The sequence below is a fragment of the Paenibacillus sp. LHD-38 genome, assembly GCF_031157315.1.
Lineage (GTDB): Bacteria > Bacillota > Bacilli > Paenibacillales > Paenibacillaceae > Pristimantibacillus.
The window spans coordinates 42,682-58,429 of record NZ_JAVIFU010000024.1 but is presented as its reverse complement, the minus strand read 5'-3'; the positions used below and the strand labels follow the sequence as shown (position 1 = coordinate 58,429).

At 45.5% G+C, this 15,748-nt stretch carries 11 protein-coding genes and 2 tRNA genes; 7 read left to right on the top strand and 6 right to left on the bottom strand.

Features of this window, described 5'->3' with window-relative positions; translation table 11 throughout:
* Window positions 1–2: 2 nt before the first annotated feature.
* The 3 genes from RCO25_RS20335 to RCO25_RS20325 form a co-directional block, all read right to left on the bottom strand.
* On the bottom strand, window positions 3–1,778 hold the full coding sequence (locus RCO25_RS20335) for an HSP90 family protein (RefSeq protein ID WP_308997955.1): 1,776 nt from the start codon (window positions 1,776–1,778) through the stop codon (window positions 3–5).
* A gap of 166 nt (window positions 1,779–1,944) precedes the next feature.
* A complete protein-coding gene (locus RCO25_RS20330; RefSeq protein ID WP_308997954.1) occupies window positions 1,945–2,208 on the bottom strand; it encodes a hypothetical protein in 264 nt (87 codons plus the stop codon).
* An 84-nt stretch (window positions 2,209–2,292) separates the two neighbouring features.
* Window positions 2,293–3,063: a DUF1836 domain-containing protein gene (locus RCO25_RS20325; RefSeq protein WP_308997953.1), complete on the bottom strand. Its 771-nt coding sequence runs from the start codon at window positions 3,061–3,063 to the stop codon at window positions 2,293–2,295.
* A gap of 255 nt (window positions 3,064–3,318) precedes the next feature.
* Here RCO25_RS20325 and RCO25_RS20320 point away from each other — a divergent pair, with 255 nt between their 5' ends.
* Window positions 3,319–4,638, top strand: a complete 1,320-nt coding sequence (locus RCO25_RS20320; protein WP_308997952.1) for a hemolysin family protein — start codon at window positions 3,319–3,321, stop codon at window positions 4,636–4,638.
* A gap of 135 nt (window positions 4,639–4,773) precedes the next feature.
* Here RCO25_RS20320 and RCO25_RS20315 read toward each other — a convergent pair whose 3' ends face one another.
* Window positions 4,774–5,046, bottom strand: coding sequence for a glycerate kinase (locus RCO25_RS20315; RefSeq protein ID WP_308997951.1), 273 nt, complete (start codon window positions 5,044–5,046; stop codon window positions 4,774–4,776).
* A gap of 94 nt (window positions 5,047–5,140) precedes the next feature.
* Between RCO25_RS20315 and RCO25_RS20310 the strand changes: the two genes are divergently transcribed.
* A tRNA-Thr gene (locus RCO25_RS20310) sits at window positions 5,141–5,216 on the top strand.
* 9 nt (window positions 5,217–5,225) lie between these two features.
* A tRNA-Pro gene (locus tag RCO25_RS20305) sits at window positions 5,226–5,302 on the top strand.
* 66 nt (window positions 5,303–5,368) lie between these two features.
* On the opposite strand, the gene RCO25_RS20300 is transcribed toward RCO25_RS20305, so the two are convergent.
* Window positions 5,369–6,748: a M48 family metallopeptidase gene (locus tag RCO25_RS20300; RefSeq protein WP_308997950.1), complete on the bottom strand. Its 1,380-nt coding sequence runs from the start codon at window positions 6,746–6,748 to the stop codon at window positions 5,369–5,371.
* A 520-nt stretch (window positions 6,749–7,268) separates the two neighbouring features.
* Window positions 7,269–10,022: a glycoside hydrolase family 2 protein gene (locus RCO25_RS20295; protein WP_308997949.1), complete on the bottom strand. Its 2,754-nt coding sequence runs from the start codon at window positions 10,020–10,022 to the stop codon at window positions 7,269–7,271.
* 339 nt (window positions 10,023–10,361) lie between these two features.
* Here RCO25_RS20295 and RCO25_RS20290 point away from each other — a divergent pair, with 339 nt between their 5' ends.
* The 4 genes from RCO25_RS20290 to RCO25_RS20275 all read left to right on the top strand — a co-directional run bounded on the left by RCO25_RS20290 (window position 10,362) and on the right by RCO25_RS20275 (window position 15,723).
* Complete coding sequence (locus RCO25_RS20290) at window positions 10,362–11,357, top strand: substrate-binding domain-containing protein (protein ID WP_308997948.1); 996 nt, start codon at window positions 10,362–10,364, stop codon at window positions 11,355–11,357.
* Window positions 11,354–12,805 (top strand): sensor histidine kinase, encoded by a 1,452-nt coding sequence (locus RCO25_RS20285; RefSeq protein WP_308997947.1) that lies wholly within the window; start codon window positions 11,354–11,356, stop codon window positions 12,803–12,805. The genes RCO25_RS20290 and RCO25_RS20285 overlap by 4 nt, the downstream gene beginning before the upstream one ends.
* On the top strand, window positions 12,780–14,123 hold the full coding sequence (locus tag RCO25_RS20280) for a response regulator transcription factor (RefSeq protein WP_308997946.1): 1,344 nt from the start codon (window positions 12,780–12,782) through the stop codon (window positions 14,121–14,123). Before RCO25_RS20285 ends, RCO25_RS20280 begins: the two co-directional genes overlap by 26 nt.
* Window positions 14,124–14,349: 226 nt before the next feature.
* Window positions 14,350–15,723, top strand: a complete 1,374-nt coding sequence (locus RCO25_RS20275) for a sugar porter family MFS transporter (protein WP_308997945.1) — start codon at window positions 14,350–14,352, stop codon at window positions 15,721–15,723.
* Window positions 15,724–15,748 lie beyond the last annotated feature (25 nt).

Sequence of the window (15,748 nt, the reverse complement as noted above, 5' to 3'; positions counted from 1 at the left end):
CCTTAATGCTCACCTGCCTGACTGAGTCCGATATCCAGCACCTGCATAAACGATTGATTTAACAGCCTCAGCTCATCAGGACCGAGCGGATAATTGCCAAGCAGCAAAGCTTGCGTATATACGGTTTCAATGCAAAGCTTCTGCATTTCGGAATTGTCACAGGCAATGGCCTTGCGAATAAGCGGATTGTTAAAATTGTAGCAAATTCTGGCGAAAGGCTGTTCATAAAGCTCGTTTATGACAATATCCATGATCTCCGAAAATAAATCATTCGCTTCTTCCTTCGTTTGCTCCGCCATGCGCAGAAAATTCACTTCATCATTTGTATTATAGAGCGCTGCTAACTCAGCAGGCTCAAAGCGTTTCAGCACACTCCTGCATTGAAACGGCGCAAGCAGCCGATCAGACAGCTCCAAAAACGCTGCTGCACTCTGCTGATCCGTTTGATCGATAGTGATAAAAAAATTCGAGAAGTTAATCGGATCAAGGACGAGTGCTTCAATATTCTCATCCAGCTCGGAAAGCTTGCGCACCAGTTCAAAGTCATGCACATACCCGCCGTTAATAACCATGACATCCTGTGCCTTTGCCACTCGGGCAACTTGGCGGAATTCATCAAGCGTAGAAGAAACGACGATATTCCGGCTCTTCGCCAATATATCGCCCATTTTCATCTCCCCATACGAAGTCTCGAACGTTAAGAATCGAATGAACAAGCGGTACAGTTCATCATCCTGGGAGGCCATGGCTTTGATGGATGAATAATGAATTCTAATTATTTTCTCGAACAAGTTGGGATCCGTTTCTGAAAGCATAATCATATGCCGCTTAATACATTCGCCAAGCTCATCTTTTACGCTGTGGAACAGCTCATTTTCCATAAACGCTTCACGGGACGCCGTCGGCTTGAGACCATTCGTATTCATGATGCAAGTTACGAAAAATGCCCATTCCGGCAGCATATTATGAATTTGATCCGAGAGCAGCATTCGCTTCACATAAACCTTATGTTTCTTCTCCGCTTGCAAGCTGACTGCATAAGGCAAAATATAGGCTACGCCTTCCAGCTCGCCCATGCCTGATTTTAATGGGATCGCGTCTAGGAAGTTCTGATACATATGATACTCCCCGTAAACCAACGCTTCTTTCATGCTCATCGCCCATGGAGGCGTGTCCTCATTGACAATAATCTCGTTTTTCCCTTCGGATAACTGAATAGGGACAGGCAGAAATTGGCCGTAATGTGTCATTAAATCCGACATGCTATCCCATTCGTAGTATTCCTCATAGCCTTCCTTGCAGGTCAAAAATACGGTAGTGCCAATTGGCGCATCTTTTTCAAGCTTACGTATCGTATAGGTCCCGTCAGAACGGCCTCTCCATTCGAGAGTATCGCCTTCCAGCGCGGATCGTGTAATGACTACAATCTCTCCGCTAACAACGAAGCAAGACAGCAAGCCTACGCCAAATTGTCCAATGAAATCATCTGCCGAATCGAGATCCTCTCGCTTTGAGGTGCTGCCGATTTGGGCCAGAAAACGATGGATCTCCTGCTCCGATAAACCGATTCCGTTGTCATGAACGGCAATCGTCCGCGAAGCGTATAACTCCACGCTTACGCGGGAATCAAAGCGATGACCGAGCCGTTTGCGTGCGGTTACGGCATCTACGCCATTTTGAAGAAGCTCCCTTACGAAAACGCCGGGATTTGCATATAAATGCTTCGATAGAAGCTCAATCATGCCTTGTAAATTAACTTGAAAATTCAATTCGCTCATTTTTTCTCCTATGGACGTTATGTCATTGATATAGATATCGGTAATACCATTCGTTTTATTTCGTCATATTGCAGATTTATCCTTTTTTCTTTACGAAGCAGCAGGCAGAAATAGCAACAAAGGACGATCAGCTCACGGCTAATCGTCCTTTATATGGTTATTTTGTTTATAACTTAAATACAGACGCCTTCTCCTTCAAATCCTGCGAGGAGCCTGAAATCATGATGGCCGGCAGCACAGCGAGCAAAATAACATTGACGAGCACAATAATGTTTGCGCTGGATACATCCTTATTCAAATTGTTCTGAGTGATACTCGCGTCATGGGTTAAGCGCTCGTTCATGGTGTCGTTCGAGTAGTTCAGAATGACCGTATATACGCTGATCAAATTCCCGTTCTCCCCAACCATGCCTTTGAATCCATCCGTCATTCTCTCCTCGGTCTCTCTAAAAAAGCAAAAAAGCTACCCAGCCACAGGAGGCGGATAGCTTATTTAGCTTTATATAGAACTAATTTATTCGGGACTTAGAAACAAAGTCGCATTACAATAACGTCTCGACAAGGAATGAAAATAGGACGTTTGTATCGAAATGACCGAGATCAGCAAAATATTGCGCACGGCCTCCCATTGATTCTCTGTTAGATTCGGCAGCCTGTTCGCAAATTGATTCGCAGACAAACGAATGGCCTGCTCCGTCAATAAATCCTGATGCGGATTCTCCTTCAAATGACCGGATATATCGAGAAGCTGATCGTTATTCGCATCCAGCTCTTCAAACATACTGGTGTAAGATGCATATAATTCTAAAGGACCGACTAAATCATCCATTTCGTCCTCTGGCTTCTTAAATACGATCTCAAATAGCTTGCGAATAGATTCAAAATCAAGATTTGACTTTAAATCATCAATAATGAATAATAATGCGGCTTGATTTAGAGAATATTTTTTTCCGGCTTTCGGACAATCGAAATAAGGTTTAAAATCTCGCTTTACCCAATTTTGCATGGATGTAATCGACAGATTGGAATATTCGATTAACTGGCCGAGCGCAGCAATCTCATGAAGCGAGAAGCCTTTCAACTCATTGCCTTTTATAAGCTTCTCAATAATTGGAGGCAGCAGCGTAGACAGAAATGCAGGCAATCCCGCGCCCTTCTCCAAATCGTATTGATGCGTTTTGGTCCATGCGGCTTGCAGCACCTGCAGCGGCTTCTGATTATGCTTTCCATCCAAGGAGTGCAGCAAGCATGCCATCTCTTTTCGAGTAAGCGTAAAGGACTCCATTTCCGTTCCTCCTCGCGCTTTCTTCATACATTCTTATATTATAAGTTCATATGAACTCATCATATGCCGGAGAATGATACTTGTAAAGGCTCGAAAATCAATGAGAATAAGCTTTTCCATCTCGTAAAATCGCTCTAAAAGCGCATAAAAGGCTGTTACCGTTGGATACGGCGTTTGTCATAAGCTGTAATCATTCGTTATAGTAGATCATAAGAATACAAAAATATAAATATAAAAGGGTAGTGAGAAACGAAAATGGGTATAGGATTCAATTTATTCATGATTGCTCTTCTTATTTTATTAACTGCTTTTTTCGTCGCAACGGAGTTCGCCATCATTAGACTTCGCTCCAGTCGGATCGATCAGTTAGTGCTTGAGGGCCGGAAGAACGCGCTTGCCGTTCAACGGGTTACGAGTAATCTGGATGCCTACTTGTCAGCCTGCCAATTAGGTATTACCATAACAGCACTAGGGCTTGGCTGGCTGGGAGAACCGACAGTTGAAAAAATGCTTTTACCCTTGTTTGAGCGTTTGGCAATAAATGATGACATTAGTCATATTCTATCCTTTTTCATCGCATTTATTTCGGTAACATTCCTGCACGTCGTTGTCGGAGAGCTCGCGCCAAAAACCTGGGCAATCCAAAAAGCGGAGTTTATCAGCTTCTTAACCGCAAAACCGATCATTTTGTTCCACAAAATTTTATACCCTTTCATTTGGTTGCTTAACGGCTCGGCTAACGCACTGGTTCGCCTGTTCGGTTTAAAGCCTGCCACAGAGCATGAAGAAGCGCATTCGGAGGAAGAAATTCAAATTATTCTTAACGAAAGCTACCAAAGCGGAAAGATTAACAATACAGAGTATGGCTACGTGAGCCGCATTTTCGCATTTGATGAATTGTTAGCCAAAGAAATTATGGTGCCCCGCACCGATATGATCTGTTTATTCACAAACAAATCGTTATCCGAAAACATGGAAATCATACGGAAAGAACAATATACGCGTTTCCCGGTCGCGCTTGAGAGCAAGGATAACATCGTGGGCATGATAAACACGAAACAGCTTTTCCTAGAATATGAAACAGACCGTGATTTAGATTTCAAAAAGCTTGTACATCCCGTACTTAGCGTGTCCGAGGTTACACCGGTCAAAATGCTGCTTAAACGTATGCAGCTCGAACGCGTCCATATCGCGATCCTCGTTGATGAATACGGCGGCACTTCCGGCCTGATTACGATCGAAGACATTTTGGAAGAAATCGTCGGTGAGATTCGAGATGAATTCGATGCTGACGAACGCAAGGAAATCGAACAGCTGGCAGACAACTGCTACCTGCTCGACGGTAAGGTATCCCTTAGCGAGCTGAGCGATCTGACCGGCATGAACTTCGAGGAAGAAGATGTGGATACGGTTGGCGGCTGGTTGTACAGTCAAGTTCCCGATCCAAAACCGGGCAAAGAGCACTTTTACGAAAATTATAAGTTCATTATCCGTGAAACAAGCAAAAATCGGATCCGTAAGGTTGAAATGCTCATTCAGCAGTTTGAAGAGAGCATGGAAGGCGAAACCGCTTAAATAACAGAAAATGAAGAAGCAGCTCCTGCATCGCGGAGCTGCTTCTTTTTGCTTCCCAAAACAAAAACTATAAAAGACTAAAAATATGCGAGATCCGCTCTTGCATCCATTCCTCGGAATGACTCATTGCTTCTTCTATCGTACATGGACCCGGCACGATCCGTCTCCCAGTACGCCGTATCTCGCTTCGATCCATCGAATTAACGGATCACGGACTGTCACCGCTATAAAAAAGCCTCCGCTTGCGCGAACCAAAATTTCCATCGTCCCTTCACCGCCGTCAGCCATTGGAAGCTGAACCAACTCCGCATTCGGATGTACCGCACGGATGCCTGCTTCCATGGCTTGTATCATTTGAAAGGCGTTCCCTGAGCCCATAAAGGAACCAGGAGCCAATATGATTTTCATCCCACTCACCCTTTTGAAATTATTTTTAAAAAAACTCTTGCAATTATATTGGGTTCTGTGCAATAATACATCTTGTGTTTAACGAATAAGACGTGCCGTTGTAGCTCAATTGGTAGAGCAACTGACTTGTAATCAGTAGGTTGGGGGTTCAAGTCCTCTCGACGGCACCACTTTTTTTACGGGACGTAGCTCAGCTTGGTAGAGCACCTGGTTTGGGACCAGGGGGTCGCATGTTCAAATCGTGTCGTCCCGACCACCCTATTAAATAATAGCAAATACATACATAAAAGAAAGAAGCTTGAGCAATCAAGCTTCTTTTTTTTCATATCTGCTCCCCTATTTCTTCAAGCAGCAATGCAAGCTCCTCGAAACCATATTCCAATGCGTAGTCCGCAGCTGTATAACCCGTATCATCCGATATTAAAGGATCTGCCCCTGCTTCAAGCAGCAGCTTAACGAAATCTATTTCGCCTTTGCTGGCAGCAGTCATTAACGGTGTCCAGCCCGAGCTGTCCTGTAAATCCGGGTTAGCGCCTTCGTCAAGCAGCAGAATGACCATATCCGCGCTTCCGTTATATAAGGCAATCGTTAAAGCCGTTTCTTCATAGTTTTGCTCCACTAAATCAAGACTGGCTCCTGCTTTTATTAACGTTGTACCCATGGCAGTATCATTCAACTGAGCCGCCCACATTAAAGCCGTCCATCCTTCCTCGTCCGCAGCATTCGGACTTATGCCTGAAGTCAGCAACGATTCTACGCGTTCCAGATCAGCCTCTGAGGCTGCGGCAAGAAGCTCTTCGTCTGATGATGTCTCGGCAATCGTGCTAATAAAGGTAGCTATCGATTTGGAGAATATAACCCCGATAGAGATCGATCCGATTAGAACAACTCCCGCTACCAGCGCGATGATCATTCCAATTCGCGATGATGGAAAAACAATGCTGGAAGCTTGACCTGTAAAAGACTGAACCGCATGGATACGCCTCGGCAAAGGCGGATGGGTCGAAAGCTTCTCCGCTAACCAAACAAACAAGCCTTTCTCATAGCTGCTTTGCACTAAATACTCTTCGCGATCGACCCGCTTGTAGAGCGTTTTTCCTATCGCTAATACCGTAAGCCCGTTCATCGCGGCTTCTGCGTCTTGAATAAAATAAGCCGCCATGCGATCGCATGTATACTCGCATGCCCTAGAATAGGCCTCCCCAAGAAAAGGCAGCCACATTGCCGGAATAATAAACAGCTGTTTAGTCATATGATTGCGTTTGATGTGTGCCAGCTCATGCGTGATCACGAAAGCCAGCTCCTTCTCGCCGCCCGATTGGATCAGCTCAAACAAGTCGGAATAAAGCACTACCATATTACGTCCAAAAAACCGCGAAGCGAATGCATTCAATACCCCGCTCGATTCCATCACGTATAAATCTGGAACAACCGGAAAACCCATCTTGGCACATTGCTCTTGCGCGATTGCGAATACCTCCGGAAACTGTCGAGGCGTTATTCGTACACCGTTGATCCGAATGTTCGCCATCATAATCGCTTGCGCAAATAACGGCAATAAAATCAGTACGGGAATCAGGAACATAAAAATAATAGAAAAGAACAATCCTAAATATACGAAAATGCTAAAAATAAGCGACAGCGCATAATAGCGCCCTTCTTTCTTATGTACAAGCGATGGTTCATAAACATTTGCGTTCAACAATAGGCAGCTCCTTCAAAAATAATACCCACATTATACACGAATTTCCAACGTTATTATATGACCAATAAAATGAAACAAGCGCAAACGGCTGACGCCGTCCTTGGCGGCAAAAGCTCGTTTCGCGGTGAAATATAAGCATAGTATAACTTTAAAATTTATACTTTCTTATATTTGCAAAAAAACTTTTTAGCCGTTTAGCCAAAAAGTCTGTTGTCCCATTTATTTATTTGAAATCTCGCAATTATAAATTACTGATCGGATTCATCCCACTTTTTGGAATAAGCTTTTTTTGTAACCCATAAGGTCAGCCACGTGAGCAATACAACGATAATACCTGAAAAAATCCAAACGCCAGCAGGAACGTTCATCTCTATGTACCCCCTTTATTTTCTCCTTTTATTTTACACGATCCTATTCGTTCATTTTCACTCTATCCGTTAACAAAATCGTAACTTTTTATACCGGTGAACCTATAAGAAAAGAGACAGCTAGTCGCAGCTGCCTCTTTCTTTAAGGATTATTTGCTGTGAACGATAATATCGATTGGGTAACGGCCCGCATTGCGTCCATAAAGCGCCAATCCGCCATCCTCGGCAGCCAATTGAAGCTTAAAGCTTCGGCTTGCATTCAGCTTCGCTGTGAGTGTGCTAGGCAGAAGAACCTTGCAGAGGTAGCCGTAAGAGCCCGCTTCCTCCAGCTTATTGCTAACTGCTTGATAATGCCAGGATAACACGCCTCGGCTATCGGCTGGATTATCGCTGAGTATGATTGTTTCTACCTGCTCACCGTCAATGATGACATTGAGTTTTCCTTCATGGCGCTTTGAATCCGTCATATAGTAGGTGTTCATGTTATACTCCGGCTCATCTAATGCACCATGCATAAAGGAGATATCCAGCTTTTTCTGAATGCCGCCTTCCAAATTACGCTTCAGCAGCCTTTTGGAGCTAGCTTCAAAGATGAGCTCGATGTCATAGATTGCTGCTTGCTCCGTGACAGCCGGGAGCTGTATGTCGTAGGTGAAATGACCCGTCTCTCCGCCATTCGCCTTTTGCTCCTGCAGCGCGTTCCAGCTGTATGCCCATTCGCTGTCAGAGAAGCTGGCCACTGGTACGCTGACGACATTGCCATCTGTTGCATATGTGCCGTTAACTTTGCCGGCGCGCACGTCAAACGTGATGAAGTTGCGAGTAACCGTTACGCCTTGAGGCGTCAAAAGACGAACCGCGAGCACCGCTACCGCATCCTGCTGAGGCATCAGCAAGTTAAGCGACGTTAATGAGTCTACGCCATAGCCGTTCCACTCCACCGTTTGATTACCGAAATCATGCACGACACGCGAGCCTAAATTATCATACCAAAGCTCCCAAGCAAGCTGAAGCGATTGACCATGGTAACGATCAGAGAAGCTGGAACGAAGAAGCTCCAACGTCACATTGGCGCCTGCTTTCAATGTCTGGCAAGGAGGAGCGTCTATGACGACAAAATCCGGCGAATGCAAATCAGCCACCGTCATGCCTGGCACAAACCATTCATAGCCAAAATGTTTATCCGTTCCATCCAAACGGTAATATCCGTTATATTCATTAACAACATCGCGGAACTCGGTGAATACGAAACCGCACATTTTATCATGACGACGGAATTCGTTCATCATATAGCGGTAATGCCAAGCCAAGTCGCTTTCGCCTGCCCCGCCTTCAATCCCCCATACGTTGCCGCATTCGCTGTTCATTAACGGTGCATCCGATTGCTCGTTGCCGCCGATATAGTTGAAGGTTGAGCCGACATGCGTCTTTTCCACTACTTCGGTTACATGGCTGCGAAGTTCATTGTAGCCATTGATGTAGAAATGCCAGGTGTTGAGATCGGATTCGACATGATCATAGTTGCAAGGCGAATTGTCTTCCACTATGCGGGTAGGGTCAACCTGCTTTGCCCAATGATACATGGAGCGAACCCATTCCTGCGTTTGCGGCAAGTAATTATTCGGATGCGTGACGTCTGTCGTGAGCGAAGACGCCGCGCTGTCCGTCTTGAGGCCCCAGGTCTCATTGAACATGACCCAAGAGAATATCGACGGGTGATTATAATCCCGGTCAATAACTTCCCGCGCTTCGCTTTCATAGGATTGTCTTGCCTGCTCATCCGGATCTCCCCAGAAACAAGGCATGTCTTCCATGACCAAAATACCCAGCTTATCCGCCCAGTAAAGCTTGCGTGGTTCTTCAGGCTTAATATGGATACGCACAAAGTTCAAGCCCAGGCGCTTCATAAGGTAGATTTCATCCTGCATCTCTTGATCGGACGGATAAGTAAAAAATCCGGTCGGGTGGAACGATTGATCCAGTGTTCCGTTTAAGTAAACAGGCTTGCCATTTAGCGTAATCCAGCGGTAGCTGCGATCTCCAACGATTGCTGTCGAGATCTCGCGAACGCCAAAATAGGTGCTGATGGAATCATATTGCCCATTGCTGGTCAATAGAACCTCGCCTTCATACAAATAAGGCGATTCCGGGCTCCAAAGCTTAGGCTCGGCAATAACGAAGGCAGCTTGAATGACATTGCTTCCTTCTGTCAGCTCTGCTTCCGTTTTATGTGTAACGGCTCCTTCTGCGAAAATAAACGAAAGCTCCGCCTTTCCTGCTTTCTGCGCAACAACCGTCGTAGTAACTTGAATCATGCCGTCGATACTCGTTGTAAACTTCGAATCGCGCACATAGTTTTGCGGACGGGCTTCCAACCACACCGGCTGCCATATGCCGCGGATTTCACCATAGCCCTGCTTGCCTCGACCTTGATAGCTATGGTCGAAGTCTTCGACTCGAACTGTAATCGAGTTGATGTCGTCGAAGGACCAGACATCGGTTACATCAAATTCAAAAGTACCGTAGCCTCCTGAATGCGAGCCGATTGCTGTACCATTCACCCAAATGTCTGATTTATAGTCAACCGCGCCGAAACGGATAAATAATCTGGAATCCGCAGACACAGGCGCCCATTCCACCTCTTTGTTATACCAGGCAATTCCTTTGTCATTGCTGCCGATGCCGGACAATGAGCTTGACCATGAGAAAGGAACCGTAATTTCGGATGAAAGGGACTGTCCTTTGGATTTATGCCAATCAGCAGCCAATCCTTGATCTTCGTGATCAAACGCAAAGGACCAAACTCCGTTTAAATTCAGCCAATCCGCCCGCTGCCAATCGGGACGAGGATATTCAGCCCGGGGAATGCTAACCTGTGAAGCATGTACTGTATTGGTAACCATTTACATCACGCAACCTCTCATTTGTCATTTGTTTGTTTCACATTCACTTAAGTTAATTTAAAAGTTAATAATAAACTATAAAACAACTATTTCGTAACAAGAATACGCCTCCACCCACTATTTTGTCAACTATTACTTTCTTATCGCATGTTTTAAAATATATTGATTAACTTAAAAATTAATTTAAATAGCGTCCTAATGAAATGAAAAAGGAAGCTTCTAAGGTTTTTAAGGCACACTATACCGCTTATAACTATGATTGTTAGGTGCGAATTTTGGATTGTAAAAAGGTTCTTGTATAATAATCCAATAGATCTGAACGTTATAAGGAGCTGTAACATGTCCCATCGAAAATGGAATATCACCATCGCGATCCTTCTTCTTATTTTTATCAGCTTGCTTGCCTGCTTTTACTTATCCACGATGCGCATTCGGCAGCTCATTCAACCAATCCTCTCCGATGATTCCAGCCAAGCAGCGATGCATCATGTCATACTGATATCGCAGGAGCTGGACAATCCTTATTGGCGCTCGATTGAACAAGGCGCAATAGACGCTTCCGCTAAATATGGCATGCAGCTTGAATATGAGGGCCCGATTCGCATTGACCCGCAAGAGCAAATAAAGCTCCTCGAAAAAGCAATCTCTGCCAAAGCGGATGCAGTATTGGTGCAAGGAATGAATGATCCGCAATCGGTGGCTATCATTAATCAAGCGGTAAGCCAAGGGATTCCCGTCATAACCGTCGATACGGATGAACCAACTAGCAAACGTCTGTCTTACGTAGGTACGAATAATGCGGATGCAGGAAAAACAATGGGTGAGCTGGTTGCCAAAGCGGCAGAAAACCGGGGCAGCGTCGCTGTCATGATCGGGAACGAGCTGGCCCCTAATCAACAGCTCCGGCTGGAAGGCTTCCGTTCGGTGATCAGCCGGTTTCCAGAGCTCTCGCTCGTTGACGTCCGTTCATCCGATATCTCCCGCCTGCAGGCAACCGGGGAAACAGAGAAGCTGCTGATTCAATATCCGAACTTAGAGTATATGGTGGGACTTAGCGCACTAGATGGCATCGGCATAGCAGATGCGGTCGAGCGGCTGCGGCCAAACGGCCCGCAAATTTTCGCATTTGACGCACTGCAAGAGACGCTAATGCAAATCGCGAGCGGCAAAATTCATTCGACCATCGTCCAGCAGCCCTATGATATGGGTTACGATGCCATCACGCTGCTGAATGATTTTTTCCAAGGGAAGAAGCTCCCCGAGCAGCATTTTACGAAGATCAAGGTGATGGATCAGCCAACTTTAAAAAACGAGACGGGAGAAACGGGCTCATGACCATACGCACCAAGCTGCTCCTCTTTATCCCTTTACTCGTTCTTCTTGTCAACTCCGTTACTTTCTTTTTATTTCAAAGCGGAAAACTGGTCCAGCAAAGCTATAATCAAATGATGGACCGCCTTCTCTTGTACAATGAATCTATACAAACGGTAGAGCGTAACCTTGGCGCGCTTCATACCTATTTACTTAACCCGGATGACAGTAATTACGAGCTGTTTTTGAACAGTTTGAACAAGCTGACGGAACTTCGCGTTATGCTGCAAGACCATTCAGATGCCTCCCTCCACTCTGCAAAATTAACGAGCTATAATCATATGTTAGATACGTTTATTGAGCAGGAGGAAGCAGCCTTTAAGGCAGTAACTGCCGAGACCTTATTAACATCATTAGACCATTATGAGAAAGCGGAGAAAACAGCCGGTTTCATTAGAGAGGATGAGCAGCAGCTCGTCGATCTGGAGTTAAGTATTTATCAACCAATATACAAGAAAATTCAAGCAGAAAATAAAACCATGTACCTGCTTGGAGCCGCTGTCTTCATCATCAACACGTTGCTCAGCATTCTGCTTGCCGTCTGGATTTCTAGAAGCATAACCGTTCCTGTCAGCAGGCTTGTCTCGCGCGTGAAACAAATTTCCAAGGGCGATTTACAACATAATGCACTTACCTATCCTGCTAAAGACGAGCTGGGTCTGCTTGCCGGCGCATTCGAACAAATGTCGGGTGACCTGCTCGAAATGATCGAGAAGGTTAAAGAAAGCCTGGAGAAAGACCGCCTTGTCAAAGCATTGGAGCTTCAAGCGCTGCAAAGCCAGATTAATCCTCACTTCCTCTTCAATACGCTAAATGTATTGTCGAAGCTGTCGCTCATAGAAGGCGCAGAAAAAACGAGCGATCTCATCATCTCGATGTCTAATCTGCTGCGGTACAATTTGCGTAATCTCGCCCATGCGGTCACATTGGAGGACGAGGTTGAGCATGTCAAGGAATACTTCATTATTCAGCAAGCACGTTTTCGCGAACGGATCAAGCTCGAAATGGACATCGATCCATCCGCGCTGCAGCAGCCGATCCCTGCGTTAACGCTTCAGCCTATCGTAGAAAATGCTTTTTTGCATGGTATTGAACGCATGGAGAAGGATGCTGTCATTCGGCTTGAGATTACACAAGACGCGGACGGCGTATACATCTCGGTTTCAGACAATGGCAACGGCATGAGCGATGAGGTTCGTCAAGCCTTGCTCCGGCTCGAGGCTGAGACTGAAAACAAACAATCTGCCGGACTTGGCACAAAAAACGTATTTAAACGTCTCCAATTATTTTATGGCGTGAGCGGGCTCGTAAGTATTGAAAGCAAACTTGGCGAAGGAACGAAGATCATCATTCGGATTCCTTCCGGTAAGGACGGTGAACATAACCATGTACCGACTGTTAATCGCGGATGACGAGGCGCTTGAGCGCGAAGGATTAGAATGGATCATTGCGCGGATGCTGCCAAATACGTTTCAAATCATACATGCTGAGAACGGACGCATCGCAATTGAACGGGCCGAGGAGCATCGCCCTCATATTATCTTGATGGATGTAAATATGCCAGGGATTCAGGGCTTAGACGCCATAAGAGAAATAAAATTAAACTTGCCGGATACCAAATTCGTCCTGGTCACCGCCTATGATTATTTTGCTTATGCCAAAGAGGCGCTTTCACTTGGCGTAAAAGAATATCTTGTCAAACCAGCCAAGCGCGAGCAAATCGTCCTTACACTTCAACAGCTTATTCAGGAGCTGGAGCAAGAAAAGCGGAAGCGTTCCGATGAACTCGAGCTCCGACATAAACTGTCCCAGCTGATGCCTTTGGCAGAAAATGAGCTCGCGATGATGTTTATGGTCGATACGGTGACTTATACCGATATTATGCAAATATCAGAATGGTTGAGCTTTTCACTCGAGCATGGCTGCGCCATCGTAATCGCCTTTCCCGAGCAGGTGAAAACAGAAAATAAGCAAAAAACCTACGATACCATTCGAAGCTTTGTCAAAACCTGTGTAAAGAGCAGTATCGTCAGTTCCTTGATCGATCGCCATATGGCAATCTTTCTTAACAAAGCGTCCTTCCACACCGATGCGGATTGGAAAGAAGCTGTGCATACCATGGGTGAAGAGCTGAGTGCGATAGCTGCACGTCAGCTGGAGGTTGATATTATGATCGGAATCGGTCAGACACGCTCAGGTGCGGAAGGACTTCGCAAATCCTATTTCGAAGCGGTGTTTGCATCTAATTATTTAAATGAACGTGGGAATATATGCCATTTCGATGAATTAAAACAAGGAACCGGTCACTCAATAAGAAGCAGGGATATCCAGCTTTCACAAACGGAAACCGTTCCCGAAGCCTATGTGCTATCGGCAATGCAGCGCATTCGAGAGCAGCGGGAGCAGCAAACGCAGACCGTCCTGGATCGAGCAAAAAAATACATTCAAGAGAGATTTACAGATGATCTTTCACTTGAAGAGGTGGCTGATTCCGTCCACCTTAATCCCCACTATTTCAGTAAAATTTTCAAACAACAGGTTGGGACCACCTTTATCGATTTTGTGACAGCGCTTCGTATCGATAAGGCGAAAGCATTAATGGCAACAGGCCAGCTAAGTCTCAAGGAAGTTTGCTTCGAGGTCGGTTACAACGACCCTAACTACTTTAGCCGCGTATTTAAAAAAGTGACAGGCGTTACTCCCTCCGATTACCGCGGTCAATCGAAATAAGCAAGATTTGTAAAGTCCATGTCGCTTGACATGGATTTTTTTGTGTTTATGTGAACAACATAATGCTAGTCCTTCCAAAACGTAACGGCATGCGCCGTTTGCCCAAAATAAATGCGGGAACATCACTGAATAATGAAGATGTTTGCTCACTGGCCCCTTCGTTTTGCGTGATATAATAAAATTCGTTTTAAAGCAGGATGGGATTGTCAGAGAGGAGAATATGAAGGTGCGAACAGAAATAACTAACACAACCGAACAAGTAAGCATGAAATTTGTGACGCTTGTTTCAATGGTATCCGCGCTTGGCGGATTATTATTTGGTTTCGATACAGCGGTCGTATCAGGAGCTATCGGTTTTATGGAGGACCATTTTGACCTTACAAAACTGCAGGTTGGATGGGCCGTTTCAAGCTTAATCATCGGCTGTATTGTTGGTGCGGCTATGTCAGGCATTTTAGGTGATCGCTTTGGACGGAAAAGAGTACTTATTGCAGCAGCATTTTTGTTTATTATCAGCTCGATCGGTTCAGCCATTCCCGAAAGCTTCTCTGGATTTATTATCGCTCGGATTATTGGCGGAATCGGAATCGGCATAACGTCTACCTTATGCCCGCTTTATAATGCCGAGATTGCTCCCGCGAAATTCCGCGGCAGACTCGTCGCTCTTAATCAGCTCGCCATCGTTACCGGCATCTTCCTTACTTATTTCGTGAATTTATGGATTTCTAACGCTGGCGATGCAGCCTGGAGCGTAACCTCTGCTTGGCGCTGGATGTTTGGGGTTGGAGCCGTTCCCGGCTTATTGTTTTTAATTTTACTGTTCTTCGTGCCTGAAAGCCCGAGATGGTTAATCAAGCAAGGACGGGCAGTGGCCGCATTGCCAATTCTTTTGCGTATCCACGGGGAAGAGCTGGCAAGGAAAGAAGTCATCGATATCAAACATTCCTTTGAGCAGGAAAGCGGATCAATCAAGCAGCTGTTCAGTCCGGGACTTCGAATCGCTTTGATTGTTGGCGTAGGATTGGCTTTTCTTCAGCAGGTTACCGGCATTAATGCCGTTATGTACTATGCTCCCGAGATATTCAAAGCAACAGGTGCAGGGACGAATGCTTCACTGGTTCAAACGATTTTGGTTGGTTTCATCAACTTCTTGTTCACCATTGTCGCTTTGTGGCTCATAGATAAGGTTGGACGAAAGGCGCTTTTGCTAGTCGGTTCGGCTTCGATGGCTATTTGTCTGTTAGTCATTGGCATCGCATTTCAAACGGGTCATTCTGCCGGTCCGCTCGTGCTAATTTTCATTTTGCTGTACGTAGCTTCCTTCGCGATTTCATTGGGTCCTGTCGTATGGGTAATTATGTCCGAAATTTTCCCGAATCGCATCCGCGGAAAAGCGACGGCGATCGCTGCAATGGTGCTATGGGCGGCGGATTATCTCGTTTCGCAAACATTCCCGCCTTTGCTCGGCTCCGCCGGACCTGCAGCCACGTTCTGGATTTACGGCAGCATGGCACTGATTGCATTCTTATTCACTTGGCGAATTGTACCGGAAACGAAAGGTAAAACACTCGAGGAAATTGAATCTTTGTGGGCGAAGTAATATCTCTGTATAATAGATGTATCAC